General features: G+C 50.4%; 22 protein-coding genes. 5 read left to right on the top strand and 17 right to left on the bottom strand.

Going from position 1 to position 19,109, the window contains the following annotated elements:
• Window positions 1-85: 85 nt before the first annotated feature.
• From EGO56_RS21140 to EGO56_RS21115, 6 genes are all read right to left on the bottom strand, one after another.
• Entirely contained in the window at window positions 86-334 is a 249-nt protein-coding gene (locus EGO56_RS21140) for a hypothetical protein (RefSeq protein ID WP_167493466.1), read from the bottom strand.
• A gap of 149 nt (window positions 335-483) precedes the next feature.
• Window positions 484-708, bottom strand: coding sequence for a hypothetical protein (locus EGO56_RS21135; protein WP_135910969.1), 225 nt, complete (start codon window positions 706-708; stop codon window positions 484-486).
• A gap of 116 nt (window positions 709-824) precedes the next feature.
• The gene (locus tag EGO56_RS21130) at window positions 825-1,247 is read right to left on the bottom strand and encodes a hypothetical protein (protein WP_135910968.1); all 423 of its coding nucleotides are present in this window, start codon (window positions 1,245-1,247) and stop codon (window positions 825-827) included.
• 70 nt (window positions 1,248-1,317) lie between these two features.
• On the bottom strand, window positions 1,318-1,647 hold the full coding sequence (locus EGO56_RS22395; protein ID WP_167493465.1) for a hypothetical protein: 330 nt from the start codon (window positions 1,645-1,647) through the stop codon (window positions 1,318-1,320).
• 590 nt (window positions 1,648-2,237) lie between these two features.
• On the bottom strand, window positions 2,238-2,768 hold the full coding sequence (locus EGO56_RS21120) for a GDYXXLXY domain-containing protein (RefSeq protein WP_135910966.1): 531 nt from the start codon (window positions 2,766-2,768) through the stop codon (window positions 2,238-2,240).
• The gene (locus EGO56_RS21115; protein ID WP_135910965.1) at window positions 2,761-4,971 is read right to left on the bottom strand and encodes a DUF2157 domain-containing protein; all 2,211 of its coding nucleotides are present in this window, start codon (window positions 4,969-4,971) and stop codon (window positions 2,761-2,763) included. The genes EGO56_RS21120 and EGO56_RS21115 overlap by 8 nt, the downstream gene beginning before the upstream one ends.
• A gap of 381 nt (window positions 4,972-5,352) precedes the next feature.
• Here EGO56_RS21115 and EGO56_RS21110 point away from each other — a divergent pair, with 381 nt between their 5' ends.
• On the top strand, window positions 5,353-6,711 hold the full coding sequence (locus tag EGO56_RS21110; protein ID WP_135910964.1) for an esterase-like activity of phytase family protein: 1,359 nt from the start codon (window positions 5,353-5,355) through the stop codon (window positions 6,709-6,711).
• 192 nt (window positions 6,712-6,903) lie between these two features.
• Here the strand turns inward: EGO56_RS21110 and EGO56_RS21105 are convergent, their stop codons facing one another.
• From EGO56_RS21105 to EGO56_RS21095, 3 genes are all read right to left on the bottom strand, one after another.
• Window positions 6,904-7,467 (bottom strand): TetR/AcrR family transcriptional regulator, encoded by a 564-nt coding sequence (locus EGO56_RS21105; protein WP_135910963.1) that lies wholly within the window; start codon window positions 7,465-7,467, stop codon window positions 6,904-6,906.
• Between the two features lie 248 nt (window positions 7,468-7,715).
• On the bottom strand, window positions 7,716-8,417 hold the full coding sequence (locus EGO56_RS21100; RefSeq protein WP_033784918.1) for a glutathione S-transferase family protein: 702 nt from the start codon (window positions 8,415-8,417) through the stop codon (window positions 7,716-7,718).
• 440 nt (window positions 8,418-8,857) lie between these two features.
• A complete protein-coding gene (locus EGO56_RS21095; protein ID WP_135910962.1) occupies window positions 8,858-9,472 on the bottom strand; it encodes a protein phosphatase CheZ in 615 nt (204 codons plus the stop codon).
• Between the two features lie 451 nt (window positions 9,473-9,923).
• Between EGO56_RS21095 and EGO56_RS21090 the strand changes: the two genes are divergently transcribed.
• Entirely contained in the window at window positions 9,924-10,349 is a 426-nt protein-coding gene (locus tag EGO56_RS21090; RefSeq protein WP_135910961.1) for a VOC family protein, read from the top strand.
• Between the two features lie 191 nt (window positions 10,350-10,540).
• On the opposite strand, the gene EGO56_RS21085 is transcribed toward EGO56_RS21090, so the two are convergent.
• Both EGO56_RS21085 and EGO56_RS21080 read right to left on the bottom strand, forming a co-directional pair.
• Complete coding sequence (locus tag EGO56_RS21085; protein WP_135910960.1) at window positions 10,541-11,053, bottom strand: GrpB family protein; 513 nt, start codon at window positions 11,051-11,053, stop codon at window positions 10,541-10,543.
• Window positions 11,054-11,945: 892 nt separating this feature from the next.
• Window positions 11,946-12,692, bottom strand: coding sequence for an SDR family oxidoreductase (locus EGO56_RS21080; RefSeq protein WP_135910959.1), 747 nt, complete (start codon window positions 12,690-12,692; stop codon window positions 11,946-11,948).
• A 135-nt stretch (window positions 12,693-12,827) separates the two neighbouring features.
• Between EGO56_RS21080 and EGO56_RS21075 the strand changes: the two genes are divergently transcribed.
• Window positions 12,828-13,730 (top strand): LysR family transcriptional regulator, encoded by a 903-nt coding sequence (locus EGO56_RS21075; RefSeq protein WP_135910958.1) that lies wholly within the window; start codon window positions 12,828-12,830, stop codon window positions 13,728-13,730.
• Window positions 13,731-13,966: 236 nt separating this feature from the next.
• Here the strand turns inward: EGO56_RS21075 and EGO56_RS21070 are convergent, their stop codons facing one another.
• Complete coding sequence (locus EGO56_RS21070; protein WP_167493464.1) at window positions 13,967-14,503, bottom strand: GNAT family N-acetyltransferase; 537 nt, start codon at window positions 14,501-14,503, stop codon at window positions 13,967-13,969.
• Between the two features lie 136 nt (window positions 14,504-14,639).
• The gene (locus EGO56_RS21065; protein ID WP_135910956.1) at window positions 14,640-15,242 is read right to left on the bottom strand and encodes a site-specific integrase; all 603 of its coding nucleotides are present in this window, start codon (window positions 15,240-15,242) and stop codon (window positions 14,640-14,642) included.
• Window positions 15,243-15,967: 725 nt separating this feature from the next.
• Here EGO56_RS21065 and EGO56_RS22390 point away from each other — a divergent pair.
• A complete protein-coding gene (locus EGO56_RS22390) occupies window positions 15,968-16,129 on the top strand; it encodes a hypothetical protein (protein WP_167493463.1) in 162 nt (53 codons plus the stop codon).
• Between the two features lie 317 nt (window positions 16,130-16,446).
• Here the strand turns inward: EGO56_RS22390 and EGO56_RS21060 are convergent, their stop codons facing one another.
• The gene (locus tag EGO56_RS21060) at window positions 16,447-16,707 is read right to left on the bottom strand and encodes a hypothetical protein (protein ID WP_135910955.1); all 261 of its coding nucleotides are present in this window, start codon (window positions 16,705-16,707) and stop codon (window positions 16,447-16,449) included.
• 358 nt (window positions 16,708-17,065) lie between these two features.
• Here EGO56_RS21060 and EGO56_RS21055 point away from each other — a divergent pair, with 358 nt between their 5' ends.
• The gene (locus EGO56_RS21055) at window positions 17,066-17,269 is read left to right on the top strand and encodes a hypothetical protein (protein WP_135910954.1); all 204 of its coding nucleotides are present in this window, start codon (window positions 17,066-17,068) and stop codon (window positions 17,267-17,269) included.
• A 1-nt stretch (window position 17,270) separates the two neighbouring features.
• On the opposite strand, the gene EGO56_RS21050 is transcribed toward EGO56_RS21055, so the two are convergent.
• The 3 genes from EGO56_RS21050 to ycgZ form a co-directional block, all read right to left on the bottom strand.
• Window positions 17,271-17,531, bottom strand: a complete 261-nt coding sequence (locus EGO56_RS21050) for a biofilm development regulator YmgB/AriR family protein (protein ID WP_135910953.1) — start codon at window positions 17,529-17,531, stop codon at window positions 17,271-17,273.
• Window positions 17,532-17,609: 78 nt separating this feature from the next.
• The gene (locus EGO56_RS21045) at window positions 17,610-17,888 is read right to left on the bottom strand and encodes a hypothetical protein (RefSeq protein ID WP_135910952.1); all 279 of its coding nucleotides are present in this window, start codon (window positions 17,886-17,888) and stop codon (window positions 17,610-17,612) included.
• A gap of 69 nt (window positions 17,889-17,957) precedes the next feature.
• A complete protein-coding gene (gene ycgZ / locus EGO56_RS21040; protein ID WP_135910951.1) occupies window positions 17,958-18,197 on the bottom strand; it encodes a regulatory protein YcgZ in 240 nt (79 codons plus the stop codon).
• Between the last annotated feature and the right edge of the window lie 912 nt (window positions 18,198-19,109).

Genomic DNA, 19,109 nt, shown 5'->3' with positions numbered 1-19,109 from the left:
GCAGGCATGAGGCCGCCGGAGTAATCAACCTCCGGCAGACCGCGTTAGCAGCATACGGATAATTACTTAGATGCCCTGGCTCCGCTCATCCCGGGAGAACCATCATGTCCTCCCTGACTCCCGCCGCTGCCACCCTGACCGCCGACGCCGCCTGGACCCGCATCGCCGCCGTTTCCGCCATTACCTGATCCGTCACCATTACCTCCGTTTCCGCCATTACCGCCGTTTTCACCCCCATTACCACCGTCGCCGCCATCTCCGTTGCTGCCAGAACCCGCATTCCCTCCGTCTCCCCCGTTTCCATCACCGCCACCGTCACCACCGTCGCCACCATCACCGTCTGCCCATGCCGCAGTGCTGAATATTCCTGCCGCCAGAGAGGACGTTACAGTGAATACGACAATGAAAGGTCTCAGTAATGCTGAGGTGAGAATAATGAGGTATACAACTTTCCTGAGAAGGTTTTTCATATCCTCTCCTGCGTTAAGAATTATATGCCGCCGTCACCACCACTATCACCTCCACTGCCATCACCGCCATCACCGCCGGGTGAATTATTCCCGCTTCCTCCGTTGCCACCATTCCCTCCATCGGCTCCGTTTGTGCCTCCATTTCCGCCATCTGAGTTGGAACCCGTGCCAGCGTTAACGCCGTTACCACCATTTCCGCCGTTTTCACCCGGACCACCGTCACCACCGTTTCCACCATTCGAAATCAGTGAAAAAGAAGCAGAAAATGGGCTCGGGTATGCCGGAGTTGCATAACTGTAATGTGTTAAAACCACCAGCAGCAGAGTGGAGCACCGTAGTAAGGTTCCGATTCGTTTACAGATGTTGTGACTGGTCATTGTTACCTCCATCACCGCCAGCCCCGCCGGGGGCGTTATCTGTTGATCCGCCATCACCACCGTTTCCGCCATTGGCGCTACCGGGTGTACTTTTATGATGTTTATGGTGCTTGTGACGGGTTTCAGTCCCGGCGCCTGCACCGTTCCCCCCATTTCCGCCGTTACCACCTGAAGCAGAACCGTTACCGCCATTACCTCCGTTCAGACAACCGGTGCCTGGTACGCCATTTTTACCATTTTCTCCGTTGGGTGAAGTGGCGTTCCCATTCTGTCCGTTCTGACTTTCACAGTCAGACAGCTGGATAGCGCCCTGCGGCAATGTCTGACTGAAGACTGGAAGGGAAAAAAGAAGTCCTGCCGAAAGCGGCATGAGAATCAGAGTGTTGAGCAGCTTTGACATAAAAGTTCCATCCTTTAATTAATGGCCGCCTTCCGGAGGCGACCATTTTTAGTAAGATTTAACAGCCTGATTACGCACCACCGTCACCACCGTCACCACCGCCGTCACCGTCACCGGAACCATTGCCGTTAGCTGAGCCGTTGCCAGTGCCGTTACCATTACCGCTGTCGTTCCCGTTACCGCTGCCGCTGTTATTACCGCCATCTCCGCCCGGGCCACCTGGAGAATTGGCTCCAGAGCCGCCGTTCCCGCCGTCACCACCATTAGCATCGCCAATAAGTACGAAGGGATAGGAGGGGTGGTCAGTTAGCGGTTCGTTCATTAACGGTGCGGCGACAGAAATTCGCGCCGCAGAGAGAACAAAAAGGCCTAAAGCAAGAGTGAGTTTTTTATGTCTCATAATCCATCCTTAAAGGTAAGAAATACATGAGATAATCGCGGCCCATTCCGTAAGTAATGAGCCATTTGATTAAAGATAAATTCATTAAAAATTAAAATCACAGGAGTGTAATGAAACGTATATCGATGTCTTAGGATATTTTTGTTTGAATTTTAGTGGAGACATCGGAGGTGTTAATTATTCGTTAACTCATTGATTGTGTATAAAATTTGAGGCTAATAATTAATCTGCTAATGGTTTGCTTTTTTCATGAAAATACACACATTACATTATTATTAAAGTGGTTTTTCTATTAATAAACAAAAAGTGGCTTATATAAATTTAAGAAAAAGGCGAAAATGTCATTTCTGTATGATTATGCTGAACATTAAAAGGGATGTTCTGATGGATAATATTTAACGAATGGCGCTTTGTAAGAGTATTGCCCGTTTTTCAGCTGAGGCTATGATGGGTTAAGCGATTAAACGAGCCACAACGCTGGCCAAAACCTGCGAAGGCATCGTGATGCGCTGCTACAGAAATCCTTTCTGTAAGAATATTTAGTCCGGCTGTCAGTCTGATCTGTGCACATCAGCTTGCGTCTTGCATAGCTAAGGCTGAATGACCTTCCCCTGCTCATCAAGCAGATCTGTCAGGAGAGCTGTGCCATCATCTCCCACGCGGAATGCCCCGTAGCGTGCCTGCGCGAAACGCTCGCCATGACCTTCCTGAAAGAAATAAGCGTTGGTGCCGACGGTCAGCGAGCCGGAGTGTTGATGGTATTTCACCCGTAGCTGATTCGTCTGTAGCGGCTCACCCTGATCAAACCGGGCCTGAGTTGCATGACGCTGCGCATCGAGATCCACAATCAGGGTCCTGCTGGTGGGCAGGCATGGCGATGACCGGGTCGCGCCGCAGGCCACCGCCTGTTGATACAGCGTCTGCTCCAGCGGCCGGGTGAGGGCATAATTCAGGGCCATGTAATCACCCTGCATCAGGGATCGCGGGTCAACCGGCGCAAGGGGTAAAATCATGACCGCGCCCTGTTTCAGCAACTGCTCTTTTTGCCAGATGCTGACATTAACGGTCACCAGCGCCAGCGCTATCACCGCGCCTGCCAGCCATCGGCTCTTTTTACGCATTCTCACTCGCACCTCCGGTTTGTGCGGGTAACACTTTTGTGACGCCCCACGCCAGCCCCAGCAAAACCAGACCGCCAGCCAGCAGCAACAGCGCTTTATGCAGCAGTATCACTTCCAGGAAGTAATACCAGCCAATGACATAGAGCACCAAGAACCCGCTACTGACCACCAGCAATCCCGGACTTCCCAGATAACGCGCCATCAGAATCAACCATAAGCCCAGCCCGATACCTGGGGCGTAAAGGGCGGCAGCCCCGCAGATAACGGCGGCGGGCAGTGTGATTATCGAAAATAGTGGCTGACCGCTTCTTTTCTGACTGAGCGCACTCAGCACTAAACCTGCCGCAATACCGGTGCCTGTCGCAGACTGAAGCATAGAAAACTGCGCAGAAGACCAGAAGATATCCATGAGAACCGCCGCGTTTATTCCGAGGAAACTCAGCAGCATCAGACCTGCCGGGATGCCATACAGGAGGGGATGTACGGCGTCAGCACAGGATTCTGCCAGTAATTCCAGCTGATGGCTGACAATCCACAGCCACAAAAACATCACCGCCGCCACCAGCAGGGAAACAGCAACGCGGCCTGCCGTTGGCGACAGGTAGTGCAGGGAAAGTAAATAGCCCGCCAGCACCAGAAAAAAAGTCAGGGCAGTGATGGCCATAAAGCGGTAAGTGCGGTCCGGCATCGCCACCGCCATCGCCGTAAGAATCGGTAATGCGCACAGTGAGCTCAGCATCATAAAGCTGACGTCATTGCTCTGGATTTGTAACACAACGCCGAAAACCAGACCGCACGTCGCCGCAATGGCCCATGCCAGCCCGAGGTGATACTTACCGTCACGATCGCTGCGTAACAGGCCGCGGGCAATCACGGCGAGAACCAGTGAGGGCAGGATAAAGGTGACAGCATTCTGGTCATCGAGCAGGTCAGTGGAATAGAGCACCAGCGCCATCAGTAACAGAGTGATGATCGCGGCGACCCAGCCTCCGACGCTCAGCGCCAGCCTCAGATACCAGGGCAGGTCCGACGCGTGACCACGTTGCTGAATCTCCGTGATCTGTGCGTCGCTCAGCAGGCACTGCTGACGAAGGGCGTCTGTCAGTAAGGTCAGTCTGGCCGGAGCCAGATCGATCGGCCCCTTTTCAGCCAGTCTGCGCTGCCACTTCAGCAGGATCGAACCATTTGCCGCTACCCAGAAAATCATCAGGACGCCGGTCAGATACAGGTCACCCGTAACATAGGCCACCAGGAATAACTGCATGATCAGCGCGCAGCCCACAACCGTCAGGCTGGCGATGCCCAGCGTCAGCATGCAGAGATCCACATGGTGATAACGGTACAGGTAATAGCCTGCCAGCAGGGTGACCACCCAGCCGCCCGTCACTAACGTAAAGTGGTTAGCTCCGTGCCAGTCAGAGATATTTCCGGTCACGATGGTGGTCAGTAGCAGCAGTAAAAATCCGGCCATGACGCGTGAGAACCAGCGGCTTGCCAGCCAGCTCTCAGGGTGTTGCATTATTGCCCGCCAGGCCAGAACTTCCCTGATAATCAGGCAGGCTGCCAGCAGCGCCAGATAGCCGTGCAGTACTGTCGTCGGGAGCCAGAAGAAGCTGTCAGACACGGCAAGGTCCAGCAGTGACGTCGGCAATGTGGCGGTGTAATAGAGCTGGAACGCCAGGTTAGCGACCAGCCAGCTGCAAAACCACAGGCTGTTTTGCCGGGCAATCAGCGCCAGCGGCAGAAGAACGCATAACCAGGCCCGGAAGAGCTCCCAGCTATCCGCACCCGTCTGATAAATCTGCCCATAAAGCGCAAAGAGCGCACCGAAACTTAATCCTGCTGCCAGCAATGCACTGCGTGCCAGCGTGCTGTACCAGCGCCACCAGACCACTGCCGCCAGCGCGACGATCAGCAGTTCGGCCAGGGCAAATTTCGCCATCTTCGGCATCCAGGCCCAGTTCCAGGCAATAAAAAACACCGACCCGGCAACCAGTGACAGCAATCCCAGCCAGCAAAGTACCGGGATAAGAAACTGACGCCACTGTGAATCGGAGGGTCTGATACCACATAAAGCAAAGATGCGCTGGCAGGTCTCCGGGCTCAGGATTCCTGCTTTGACCAGATGCCCGATTTGACGGCAAAGATATGCTGCCGTTCGTGATGGCATCCCGGTTATCTTATCGGCCGTACTCTCCCTCATACTTTCCCTGCCTCTGTTTGCGGTGTGACTTTGATGATGACGTTAACCACGGTTCTTCCCTGTGATGGCGCTTTGATGAGCGGCAGATAATTTTGCTGAACAAATGTAAACATCTTTTCCGGGATATAACAGCGTAAATCAAAGGCGGGGAGTGAACGCTGCGCGATCTGTCGCATTGTTATGTTCTGGAGCATCGTTAACCAGAAGTACCTCCGATTACCGATGCCCTTACACGGACCATTTTTTCTGAACAGACAGTTTCATCCCTGTTATCTCCCGGGAAAATAATCACTCTGTTAACCGCCAATGTTTCCCGTTGATTTCATTTTTCTGTCATTTTTGTTCTTTAGGCTCGTGTCTTTCCTTAACGGATATAAAAATATGAAAATAAAAGCGATTTCTCTGGTTGTCGGTTGCGCACTCTCTTTGTCAACATTAGCGGCACAGCCGAAGGTCGAACGCTACATCGTCAGTTTCCCCGAAGGAACGCGCGTGAGTTACAACGGTGCCTTCGCCAGCGCATTTCCTCAGGGTCTGCCGGTGGGTATCGGCTCCGGTTTGCTGTTTACCGGTAAGAAGGGAGATGCGCTGACCTTTGTTACCGTCACCGATCGCGGCCCCAATGCCGACTCGCCTGATGTGGGTAAGAAAGAGGCAAAAATTTTCGTCACGCCGGACTTCGCCCCGCTGCTGATGAATATTCGGGTGCAGAACGGCAAAGCCGAGGCCACAGATGCCCGACCGTTGCATGACGATAAGGGCAACGTTAACGGATTGCCGTTGCAGGATGGCGTCATCGGATCAACCAATGAGGTCGCGCTAAGCGATACGCTGAAAGCGCTGCAGGGCGATAACCGTGGTCTGGATACGGAAGGCATTACGCCGGATGGCAAGGGCGGATACTGGCTATGTGATGAGTATGGTCCGTTCCTGATTAACGTAGATGAGCGCGGTAAAATCCTGGCGATTCACGGGCCGCAGGCCGCCGAAGGAGAGAAATCCATCGCGGGCGGTCTGCCGAACATACTGAAATGGCGTCAGCCAAACCGTGGCTTTGAGGGGATCACCCGCATGCCCGATGGGCGTATCATCGCCGCGGTGCAGAGCACGCTGGATATCGACGGTAAAAGTAAAAAGCAGGCGCGCTTCACCCGCCTGGTGAGTTTCGATCCGGCGACCGGGAAAACCGCCATGTATGGATATCCGATCGACAGCGAGGCTTACAGTAAAAACAGTGACGCAAAAATTGGCGATATCGTGGCGATCGACAATCAGCATATCCTGCTGATCGAACAGGGCACCGATAAAAACGATGCGATGCGCAACCTTGTTTATAAGGTGGATCTCAGCCCCGCTACCGAGCTTTCAGCATATGATAAGCCAGGTGAATATCCGGAGTCTGACGACGAGAAAACGCTGCTGAAACGCGGCATAAAGTTCGCCGCTAAAAAGCTGGTGGTTGATTTACGTCAGCTGGGCTGGCAGCAGGAGAAAGCCGAAGGGCTGGCGCTGATCGACAATAAAACGCTCGCGGTCACTAATGACAATGACTTTGGCGTGAAAGCGGTGATGCAGAATCCGGTTGAAGGTAAGAAGCGTAAGGATTATCGGGTGACAGAGCAGGGGACGCTTATAGTGGATGACAAGCCGGTTGCCACGACGATCGGTCTGAAGCCGCTGAAGAAACCGGAGTCAGACAGTGAGTTGTGGATTATCACGCTGGCGGAATCGCTGAAATAAATGCTTTTCTGATCCGGGGCTTCACCCCTTCAGCCCAGGTGATGAGACACGGCGTAATACATTTGCTCTGACCCGTCGCGCATTGAGCCATGAGAATCCTGAGTGGAAAAGTACAGGCGCTACCGGGCGCCGCTTCGCATTGGCGCGTATTCAGCAAGCTGGATGTTAGCTGAAGTGAGTTGCTGACAGCGGCTATGCCGGCAGAGGTCCGAAGGCGCGATATGAATCCACCAGTGAATCGAAAAGCGAGATATCAGAGCGACTTCTGGCAATAAGCTGGGCACCGGCAATGGCCGTGAAAATTGCACGTGCTCTGGATTCACTCTCATCTGATTCGCACACGTTCGCCGCCACCAGAAGTCTGTTCAGCCATGCAATGTTGACATCAGCAAACTTCTGAATCTCTTCGCTCATCTCAGGGGGTAAGGTATCTTTTTCCGCACCCATAAAACTGCCCAGGCAGAGACGATTGTCGGCCTCCAGCGATCTGCGGAATATTTCAGGAAAGCGATGCAGAGCATCAATCGGAGAGGGACTTTCTGATTCGATTGTTTCCAGCGCGAGTGCGCCGTCCTCCCAGTATCGTCTGGCAACCGCAGTGCCCAGAGCGGCCTTGCCTGGAAAATGGTAATAAATACTCGCCGCTTTAATACCCACTTCCTGGGCGAGGTCGCGGAAATTCAGACCATTGTAACCCTGGGATTGGGCAATTTTTTTGGCCGCCAACAAAATGGCTTCCCTGGCGTTGACGCTCATCTTGATGCCTTTGGTATTGGGATAATCTCTTAAACCGGGAACGCTAATTTACAGCAAACGCTTACCGGGTGACAGGCAGATTGTCAGTAAGCGCAGTGAGTTCAATGCGTCAAGGATGCTCAGGCAGATGTCGCTCCATCAGGATTCAGCAAGCGACATCGACAGCCGACGCTTTCCGGAAAACCGTGCTCACCGGGAAAGTCAGCAGATAACGATCCCGGTGTACCAGCATTTCCAGTAAGAGCGGATTACCGGGCTGGCGAATCCAGCTCAGGAATGCCGCTATTGCCATCGGCGTAGGCTGCCTGGAAAGCGGGACGTTTAGTCCAGCGCTGCCAGTACGCATCTAAGAACTCAAAACGCTCGTCCAGTGGGGTGGCATTGACCGGGAATTTCGAGAAAGCGATCGCGGTTGCCAGCGTAATGTCTGAGAAGGTCGGAGCATCGCCGCCGAGCAGCCATTCGCGACCGTCTGACAGATGACTATTGACCAGAGCGGCATGAGACAACGCTTCCTTACGGCAGTGTTCGCCCCAGGCCTCATTTTTAGTCAGTTCCAGCTTGAAGCCGAGCCCGGTGTGCAACACGTGGAATGCGGTAACGATGCGGTACAGGATATGCACCCACACCCGGTTATCCCACATATTATCCAGACCCTGTTCCAGCGCGGTCTCTCCCATAATCCTGCGCCCCGGATATTCCTGATCAAGATACCGAACGATAGCAGCCGTTTCGGAAATATAACTTCCGTCAGCCAGTTGAAGGGTAGGCGTTTCGCCCCACGGGTTCATATTCAAATGACGCCAGCCACGCTGTTCTCCTCCAGGAGACATGTCATAGATGGTCTCGGCAAACTGGTCAGCGATGCCCTTTTCATGCATGAACAGACGCAGACGCTGTGGGTTCGGAAAGGCAGAAGGCGAGGTGAAAAGCTGAAGTTTAGCGGTCATGGTCTATCCTGTGGGTTGGTGGCTGAGTTGCCTAACAATCGTTAGGTAGATAAATCTTAGCTGCAAGATCAACCCACGTCAATGTCTACCTAACATTTGTTAGGTAAATATTCTGGCAGTCCATCTGGTCGGTACAACATCTCAACGCAGGCTGAGCTGAAGGTGGGAAGAGGATGACGCAGGAGGGTTGAACGAATGCAGATGACGTGCGTGGAGCGATGCAAACAGGTATTCAGGTGCAGTGCTATTCCGCAAAGGCCATGGAGTGGGGTGGTCGCAGTCAGGTCTGCCCATGTAGCCGACAGGTGTCGGCATCTTAACGGGTTACCAAAACAGGCGGCCGCTACGAGCGGACGTTTAATCACGCATCTGCTTTCAGCAAGAACGCCGGATTACCCTGATATTTATTGTCAGTGCTATCCGGGTCTCGTTCGTTCGGTTTACATTCCCAGACTGGCCAGCAGGTCGTCTACATCATCCTGACTGGCAGGGGTTTCTGATGAGGAAGCGGGTTTAGACGGCGCACTGGCCGTGCCATGTGAGCCGGTGTTATCACGGATAACCTGTATCAGCTGTTGCTCAGCCTGATTCAGCACGGCCATCATCGCCTGGACTATCTGTCCGGTGAGATCCTGGAATCCCTGTGACATCATAATTGCGTGCAACTGCTGTTGTGTCAGACCCGTGATACGAGGGACTTCATCCAGCAAGGCCGCGGTATCCACAGCTAATGCCTGAGCCAGCTCTTTGTCCGCCGGATTCCCGGAAGCGGCATCCCAGCGTTGTGTGAGTTTCTGCGCTTTTTCGCCCAGTTCGGTTTGCAGAGGCTGCGTGATCTCTACGCTGTTGATGACGCCCTCTGCGGCTTCGCGGGTCATTGTGACCACATAACCCAGCCTTTCACGGGCGTTCGGGATACTTCCCGCCACATCGGCAATGGTTTTATCAAGGCCCAGCTGTTGCAGACTGTCGCGAAGCTGCCGCAGGATGTAGCCAGCACGTGCCGTAATCTCGGTAATTTCCTGCTGCTTACTATGGGTGTCGGATGGTGACATGGATGCTGTTTCCTGCGTACGAAGTTTCGATACCTGAGGTTATCGGCAGCGTCCGGCGGTTTATTAAATTTACTATGATTTTTCCCTCAGAACAGACGTATCAGAATGTTAAGAAGATGCCTCGGTGCGGATGTTGTCAGGTCTGGAAAGGGAAAATGTGGCTGAATATCCGTGTTCACACCACGGGCTTTTTTGCCTGAAGCATGATGCCAGCGGTTACGTTTGCTTTGATCGGGAAGCGGACTTTAGTAGTGGTTCTACAGCAGAGGGCTTTACCGTCAGCGAAATCGCTTATTGAATAACAGAGGATATGCCAGCTACGCCATTAATAAGGTGCTTTTGATAGCCGGTGCTCTGATTTAAAGCGGAAAGTGGCGTGTCAGGTAAATATTCATTGCTGCTGTGAACGGTATACTAACTGTTGAGAAAAACGGCGAGAGGTTGTAATCAAATGCTGACGTATATCACGATGGGAACAAATGACCTTCAGCGATCCGAGGACTTTTATGACGCTATTTTTAACGTCCTCGGCTATTCGCGACAGCCAGCCTGGACAGAGGGCTGGGCAATGTGGGGAGAAGACAATAATCCGGATGAGGGGTTCAGCTTTTGTATTTGCCCTCCCTTTGATGGACATACAGCGACGGCTGGAAACGGAACCATGTTCGCATTCAGTGCAGATAACGCGGAGCTTGTCAGACGCTTTCATGCAGCCGGCCTTCTTGCGGGTGGAGAGAATGCAGGCGCTCCAGGCACCCGAACCTTATACGGCCCCGACTTTTATGTTGCCTACCTGCGCGATCCTGACGGGCATAAGCTGGCATGCGTTTGTCGGAGTTATTCTCCTGAAGCAGATAACTACACAGTCGAAGAATAGTTACCCCATTAATAAAATTTCACGATTTTCAGCGGTGACAACTCAGCCTTGAATTCCAGCGTTTCCGGCGAAAAATCTCAATTAAGTTCACGGCTGGCGCAGTGCGATTCTGGCACAAAGCGGACATACCAGCAGGGTGAAGTCTGCTGAAGGATAAAAGGGGACATAACATCCCACAATGAACTCATTCCTTATCGTTCTGACTCAGCCTGGGCCAGACGTAAATGATGCGCTATAAAGTTTGCTTTGAGCGCGCTGTAACGATGCGCATCGTTCCTGCTGAGTCGTACTGCCGAGTGTTTCAGCTCAGCATACATCCCTGCGATGTGAGTGTTTTTTCGTAAGTAATCGCGGAAAAGAAGATGTCTTGGTACCTGCATATCGCCACTGGCAAATGCATGCACCTGATGGCTACGCTGATCGCCACCCTTAATGAAATATCTGCGCCCTGAAATCCCGTTCTCACCGCGGATAACATAACCGGCGTGGGCCATTTCACAATTATATCTGTCCAGTTCATGGATGTCTGAGACTTCCAGCAGTATATCGATAATGGGCTTTGCTGAGAGACCAGGCACGGATGTGCTGCCAATGTGATGGATATCTTTAGCCACGCCACCAAGCAATGTCTTTATCAGTAACCTTTCCGCTTCAAACATCTCAGGCCATTTATCATCGTATGGCACAACTATAACCGTCCGCATAAACACATCTCCTCAGCCCTGAGTATGCAGCACACCCGTGAACCTCTGTGCCTGCCGCCAGCGTTCTCTGGTGAAAAAACAGAGTCCACTGGCCTTCATCTTAACAAATCCAGTAAGAGGAACGTAATGAAGAATGGCTGCCATTAGCGTAAAACGTCCGATAGCTTCGCCTGTCACCATGAAGGCTGCACTCAGGCAATCTGAGCTTTTCCAGAATCATTCTGCTTAAATTCATAGCAAAACGCGATGCACTTACTTAACGTTTTCTTTGAATTTTTGAATTTCATCTGTGCCTGCTGTTTAGCTCAAGCACGTTAAATGTCCGCTTCTGGCACAAAGCGGACATTCAGCCTGGCTAATTTCTCATTCCTCAAAATGCACGAGAATGGCGGGTAATACGCAGTAATCTCCTGAATGTCGCTTTAGCGACATGGAGGCGCCAGTTGTAGCTGAGGGTAAAACTGATGCTAAAGGGCGCCGTACGCCCGGCGTAGCCGGTTACAGACTCATAAATCCTGCCATTCCATCCCCTTTTCTGAACAGCCTAAACCGGTTTTCAGCAATGAATTAGGTTAGGTAACCCCTTTTAACCCCGGTGAGCGGACTTTACGGCGCTTGCGACGTGAAGGGCGTCATTTCCGGGGCCTTAGTAGCGGCAGCTTGCTGCTGACGCTTAGGGGGGTGTTCATCAAAACTTGTAGCGATAGTTGCGGAATTTAACACGGTAGCTTGTATATAAGATTATGTGGTGAGTAGCTACCATCACACGAAGCAGAGTGAGCCCGTCCTTGTCCTTAAGGTCATTACCACACTGAACCTTGCTTAGCAGCATCAGGCCCTCCGCTTCACCTTTCACGCCAGCACATCAGGTTGAACGGTTACCTATGGTGGCTTAGATTGAAACGCCGCCGTCGATGATGATTTCTGAACCCACGGTCCAGGCAGACTCATCAGAGGCGAAATAAAGCACCGCTTGCGCTACTTCCTGAGGCTTACCAAAACGACCTGCAGGAATGGTTGCAATGATATCTTTCATCACCTGATCATGATATTCCACCGGAATCCCCGCCTTATCATAAAGCGGTGTATCAACCGGGCCGGGGCTCACGGCGTTGATACGAATCCCACGGGGAAGCAACTCGTTAGATAGTGTTTTCGACATGTTAAGCAATGCTGCTTTCGTTGAGCCGTAAACTGAAGAATTTACGGGCCCTGTATGAGCATTTACAGATGTATTAAAGATCACTGATGCAGAGCTGGCGAAAATGGGCAGCAGAGACTGCATCAGGAAATAAGGACCTTTGACGTTGATATCATAAATTCGGTCGAACAGTTCCTCTGTCCATCGTTCAATTGGCATGTACATTGATATGCCTGCATTCAGGAAAGCGATATCCAACTCACCAAAGTGTTCCTTTATAGTGTGAGCTAGCGCTTTTTGCGCATTTACATCAGCGGAATCCGCGCTTACAACCAAAACTTCATAACCCAGTTCTGCTTTCGCCTTTGCAATTGAATCCGGATTAATCCCGGTAACAATAACGCGTGCACCTTCTGCAACAAACAGCTTCGCAGTTTCAAGACCAATACCACTTGTTCCACCTGTAATCAGTGCACGCTTGCCTTGTAATCTGGACATCTGAAAATCTCCTGCTGGATTTAAAACGGATCGACGAACGACCGACAGGAAGACAATATATGCTTATGCAAATTGAGTGATAAGATTGTATATTTGAATATATTTCATGCTTTAAACGCATAAATGAGCAATTGAATGGATAAATTACTTTTGATGACATGTTTTGTCCGTACCGTTGAAACGGGCAGCTTTTCCGCAGCTGGCAGAGATTTAGGTTTAGGGCAACCGAATATTAGCCGTCATGTAGCAACTCTCGAAGAACATTTGCAGACCAGATTACTTCACAGATCGACCCGCAAGCTCTCATTAACGCCTGAAGGCGAACGTTATTATCTGGAAGCAAGGCGGATTCTTGAGGCTGTCGAAGAGTCAGAGTCCTCTTTCAGAGAAAATGTCAGACCAACAGGGCTGCTACGCGTTGCCTGCCCCACAGCACTGGCTCATACATTCTTAGTTCCGCACATCCCGGATTTTTTAGAGCGGAACCCTGAACTGGCACTGGACCTGCAGATTAATGACCGCTATATCAATCTCGTTGATGAAGGGGCTGAGCTGGCCATACGGATTGGCCACCTGGAAGATAGTGCTATGCATGCCCGCAGGCTTGGCATGTTTGAGCGAGTCTGTGTTGCCAGTAATAAGTACCTGACTAAACACGGAACCCCTGATACGCCAGAAGATTTAAAAAAACATGAATGTTTGATCTATACACTGCTGACAACAGGCGCCACCTGGAGATTTCAGGATATCACTGTTCCTGTTTCTGGTCGGCTCAGGGTCAATTCACCTGAAGCAGTACAGAAATTTGTCAATGCGGGAATTGGAATCGCACAGGGACCGGAATGGTTGTTTAAAGAGGGACTGGAAAGTGGCGAATTAAAATTATTGCTAACTGGTTACACTGCGTCGCCCGTTCCTATTCAGGCCGTTTATGTTGCGAATCGACTTTTGCCAAAACGGGCGATTGTATTCATGGATTTTGTTGCAGGAATTTTTGAAAAAAATCATGCCTTCAAGGTTTGCAATCCAGTGAAATGAACATGATATACAGAATATTACTTAATTTTCAGTAATATTGAGTCAACCTCAGGCGGTTTCTCTTAACCCCAACATCGCCTGAAAATAGCCCGATGGCAACCGTTTTTACTATGCTCAGGCAGTTCCCTGCGTCCGCTCCTGGCACAAAGCGAACCGTACACAGGCGAATGTCCGCTATGAGCGAGGAGCGGACGTTGCCTTTGGACGACAAAGGATTATGTCGCCGCTATAAGCAATTATTTATCATATTGGCTTTGTGATGAGTCGTTTTCCATGTCTCGTCTCATAAGATATTCGTCATGAAAAATACCATTAGCGTAAAGCGCAGCAGTATCAGTGGCCCAATTAGTGAAACCATATGACCGATAGAGTGCATATGCGGCACGATTCGTTGTGACGACTGAGAGCTTTACTGTTCTTACTGTTCTTACTGAGCTTGCAGCTTCCAGCGCAGCCTCCATTAGCCCTGATGATAGTCCCGATCCCCTCATCCCGACATGGACATACATCCCCCAGATAGTAGCGACATGATTCAGCTTCGGTGAGGTACTGAAGCTCAAACCAATCAGGCCCTGTATGGCGTTGTGTAGGTCAAATCCACCGAAAACATAATTGGTTTGCAATTTCTCAGTAAAGAATGATGCTGGCTTCTGGCTCCAGTCTTCGTAGGACGCGCCAAAAGCGTCCGGATGAAGGAGCAATGCTTCCAGTCTTACTCTTCTGAAATCTTCTAGATCGCTCTCATTAATGCGACGCACCGTAAATGCTTTCACTTCAGGCCCTCTCCGGTCGTAAATTTTTCACTTCCACTAAGAAATCAACTTAACTGAGTTTTGCACCATGTTTTTATAAATACCATGCCATTAATGTCCGCTTCTGGCACAGGGCTGCTGTTGCAGCCCTCACAAATTAAACTTCGATAGACTCAGATATCTCCAGGGCATCATCCACTTCAATACCGAGATAACGGACTGTACTTTCGAGTTTTTTGTGACCTAACAGTAGCTGGATAACTCGTAGATTCTTCGTTTTTTTATAGATCAGATATGGCTTGGTTCTTCGCATAGAATGCGTACTGTACAGAGTCTCGTCGAGACCCAGCTTATCAATCCATCCATGAAAAATACGGTTATATTGCCTGGCTGAGATATGTCGTGAAGAACCGACGCGGGACTGGAACAGATAGTCGCTACTACGTAGATGAGCCATTTTGATCCACGCTGCTACAGCCTCTCTGGTTCCCTTAGTCAGTTCAAACTGAACGGGGCTTCCCGTTTTTTGCTGCAGCACTGTCGCTCTGCCCGAAACAGAATGCCCATAGGCCACATCAGAAACTTTTAGCTTAACCAGTTCACAGCCCCGAAGTTTACTGTCCAGAGCCATGTTAAACAGAGCTAAATCGCGTACTTTTCCTTCCAGCTCAAGTCTGATACGGATTCCCCAGATATGAGAGATCTGAAGAGGCCGTTTCTGGCCAATAATACGGCCCTTGTTCCAGGGGGATGTTGTCATGCTCAATCTCCTTTGGGTTAGGAGATGTGATTATGGTTGTCCCATATGAGCGAAGAACGGACGTTGCCCGAATTCTGGAGTACTTGCAGTAGGATAAACAGAATTCTCCATCCAGGCATTCTGGAACCAGCCGGTCAACTACAGATACCTTTAATACAGCAGAAATTTTGGTATAAAAAAAACCGCCCTTAAGGCGGCTCAAAGAGGAATACATCAAATCTTGCTTTTATCATAGTCCGGCGGAGCCGCCAGCCTGACCCAAGCCTAAACAGAATTGCAGCAACCGCAAGCGTAAGCGGTAAAAACGTGGTTCTGTCTCAGAGAGCCGCCTCGCGGGATTTAATCAGTCAAAACAACATCTCTGACCGGGCCGGATGCCATAATGTGCTCACAATGCAGCAAGCGTAGCCTTCCCGGCCTGAGAGAAGGCACATTCTTAACCCAGACAAAGAAGCATACTCTCACAGGAAACATCCGTCTCAGGCGAAAAAAAGCCCCCAATGGGGGCAATACCTGCAGTGGCTGAATAATACTGAATTCCCGATGAAGGACATGATAAGTATGGATCGGCTTTTTATATTCGCACTTATGATGGACACAAATTTTTCATATATCTGCCAGTTGTATCATATGTAGCATGAGGCATTACGATTAAGGCAGTAAGTGACTGTGGCGCGTGATATAACAGTAATACGCCGAAAATAATTTTTAGCAGTGAGGAAAAGATGGTTGATGAAATAAATGTCACCGAATCACTTCTGCACGCTGCACATATCCCGGAGCGTGCACAGTCCGATACTGAAAATGACTGGATGGATGAGATGGAGCGCGAGCTGCGGGAGACTGAGAAAAAATGGCCTGTAACAGTAATAAACTGGAAGCTTTGATATTCAGAGCCTGCTGAAAGAACAGGCTCTGTCTTAAAGGCCATTTCAGATGAACAGGCTTCGGGATGAAAAAAATCATGCGATTACGCAAGCCGGTTTATACTGCGAACTGCTAAAAGCTTCATCAGGCAACACGCGGAAAATAAAGCTCACCTTCTTTATCCACAGAATCAGTGCATAACTTCTGTACAACCTGGGTCAAAGATGCGGAGGAGTCATCCCTGACAGTTTCTCCGGCCGGTATACGCTTTCACGCAACCGATGAGGTCATCTGGTGCTGTCGTCTTCCGGCCGGAGCCGGACTACGTCCTTTGGCGTTAATGCTTTTCTTCGTTCAGACCTGCAAGTGTCTGCAGGAACGGCACGGGCTGCTCTGCGGGTTCAGGATTAGCATATTTCTTTAGCCAGCTTCGGGCTTCGGATATGTTGCCAAGCCTTTCATCACAGGATTCATTTGCAGCCATATGTCCCAGCTCAGCGATGAGAGAGATAACATTTATCTCCTTTTCAGCCAGCGCCAGGTGCAGTGCCGCTTCGCCAATAATGACGTGGCCTTTCTCGTCGTCTTGAATTAACACTTTACATCCTCCATTGGCACGTTGCTGATAACCTCATTACTGACTGTAGTCGCCATGGGAAATGTCGCACGGGTAAATAATCCTTAAACGGGCGATGAGGAAGCCTGCACTGCTGATGAAAAGCATCCGTTGATGCCGGTTCGCTGTATCTTTTATCTTCACCCAGGCACATACTGACCAGGCTGATAATGCCCGGTCATGATTCATCTGGCCTGACGATTTAAGAGCTCTGGGGGACAGGCTGACTACAGATAGTACCCGCGAGTGCATAAGGAAAGGAGTTCCAGCAGCAACCAGAGCTCAAATTGTCATGCCGGGTGATGATATACTGGATTTTTATACATGAGAGGGTGGCGGATTGAAAACCAATGCGCACGATTTTTCAGAAGAGGTCCGTGCCCTGATAGGGAGGGTATCAACCGGGCTGCTTTCAGCTGGTGATATTGTCACCCCTGAACGCCTTATTCAGGCTTTATACCACCTCAGTGAACACGCCGGCGATGATGATACCCGTCCCGATTGCCTGGAACTGATTCAGTTCCTGATGAAGAAAATGCACTGAGTTACACAGCCCGTGCGGGATTTTTCAGGCCCATCAGAATTTCGAGACACGTACGCAGCACATCAAGCCTGACGACGTCCGTAGTCGCTTCCATTTCACCGATAAGATAGAAAAGCACCTCTCTGCTTGTCACGCTGCCCGTTCCGGTAAGCAGGGTCCTGACAGCAGCAGAAAAGATTCTTTTCTCCTCTTCATAAATATCATCGATATTTTCAAGAGCGTGAATCAGTTCGTGTCCGTCTGAGTTGAGTATCTGTTGCATCTGAAATTTATAACCTTATCGCTGCAGGTTTAGTTGAACTGCGAGTCTTTGCATGCTTACAAAAGCATAGTCTTTTTTTTAGTGGCGGGTCAGTCTGTCCTGGTCATCGTGCAGAGCCGTGACCTGGCCTTCATCATTATTATCAGCGCCTGAACTGCGCCGCTTTATCTCTGCCCTGACGTCCTGGATAGCCGCTTTCAGTACATTGGCTCTCGATTCATCCTGTTCGCCAGCAAGCCGGGCTTCGAGTTTGGCCAGGATGCCCGTCCACGAAACGGGTGTCTTCTCATCAAGAAGGGCCAGTGCTGCTTCGCCTATGAGCATCTCACCGGGCGTTTTGTTTCTGTTACTTTTCATTACTGCCAGTGCTCTCTCAGTCAGTTTTACCTGTACAGTTTAAAGGCTTTCAGCCCTGCTGCGGGTAGTCTACTCAGAAAATAAAAGGCTTACCAGTTCCTGCAGATGCTGCTCTTCTTCCGGCGAAGAGGCTTTTTCCAGGCGCGCGATAAGGCGAATACAGATGGCCTTACGACTTAGCGTCCGGCCTGAGCGCAGCACCTCAACAACGATGGCACCAAGCGTTTCCTGCTGTGACGGCATTGATGCGCGACTGAAATAGGCAGCAACTTCTTTGTTCAGGTTTCCAGCTGGCATGATCTGTAACATAATGAACTCCGGTTGATTAAGTGCTGAGCAGCATATGCATCTAAAGTTATACAAGACAAATTAATTTGTACAGATTTATTCTCCTGCTCAGAAATCAGGGTACAGGCAGCGCGTTTTTTGCATCTGAAAACCGGACTACCTCCATGTTCGGGCAAAAAAACGCCATCACCGCGGTACAAAGAGGAATATAGTAACTCCTGATTTTATTATGATCAGACGGATCAGCCGGATCTTAAAAATAAAAGAAATGCCCGTGGCAGTAGGCATGAGCGGGAAAAATTGATTCTCAGGCGCGGCAACATAGCTATGCCAGAGTTCCGCCTCCGGAATTTTACGCGTAAAAAGACCGCCATCGTTAGCGGGCTGAATAACAAAGCGTGTTCATATTTTACGGCAGACACGTCAGCTTCAGCATGGGACACGGCACATTCTCAGCATCGAGAATAAGTCCGATTGCAAGACGGGAACGGGCCCATCCAGCAAAAAAAAAGCTCCGCCAGGGGAGGAGGAGCCGAAATATACAGATATACATCAGGATTGTAATACTCATGGGCCTGCAGTGAGGCACACTCTTATTATCGGCTTACCCGGTCCAGACATGATAGCCGCCTGTATCATTTTTTTCTGTACCTGCTCACATGCTGCATTTGCTATAACTGTGCCTGTCCGTACCCTCGTAGGACCTCACCGTGATTCTGATGCATCTGACCAGTTTCCGTCACTGTAAATCTGTGCTTACCATGTAAAATCGTCTTGGTGGGATTTCTGCTGCGTACATTGCTATGCAGTGAGATTTATTCTCCAATTCGTAAATGCATGTATTGGAAACGTCCGCTTCTGGCACAAAGCGGACATGAATCATGTATAAAATCCGTTAAGAGAGAAGTTGATATTAACAATATTTCCTACCTC

The sequence above is a fragment of the Pantoea vagans genome, from assembly GCF_004792415.1.
Taxonomy (GTDB): Bacteria; Pseudomonadota; Gammaproteobacteria; order Enterobacterales; family Enterobacteriaceae; genus Pantoea; species Pantoea vagans.
The sequence above is the reverse complement of the archived record's forward strand: the minus strand, read 5'-3'. Positions and strand labels throughout refer to the sequence as shown.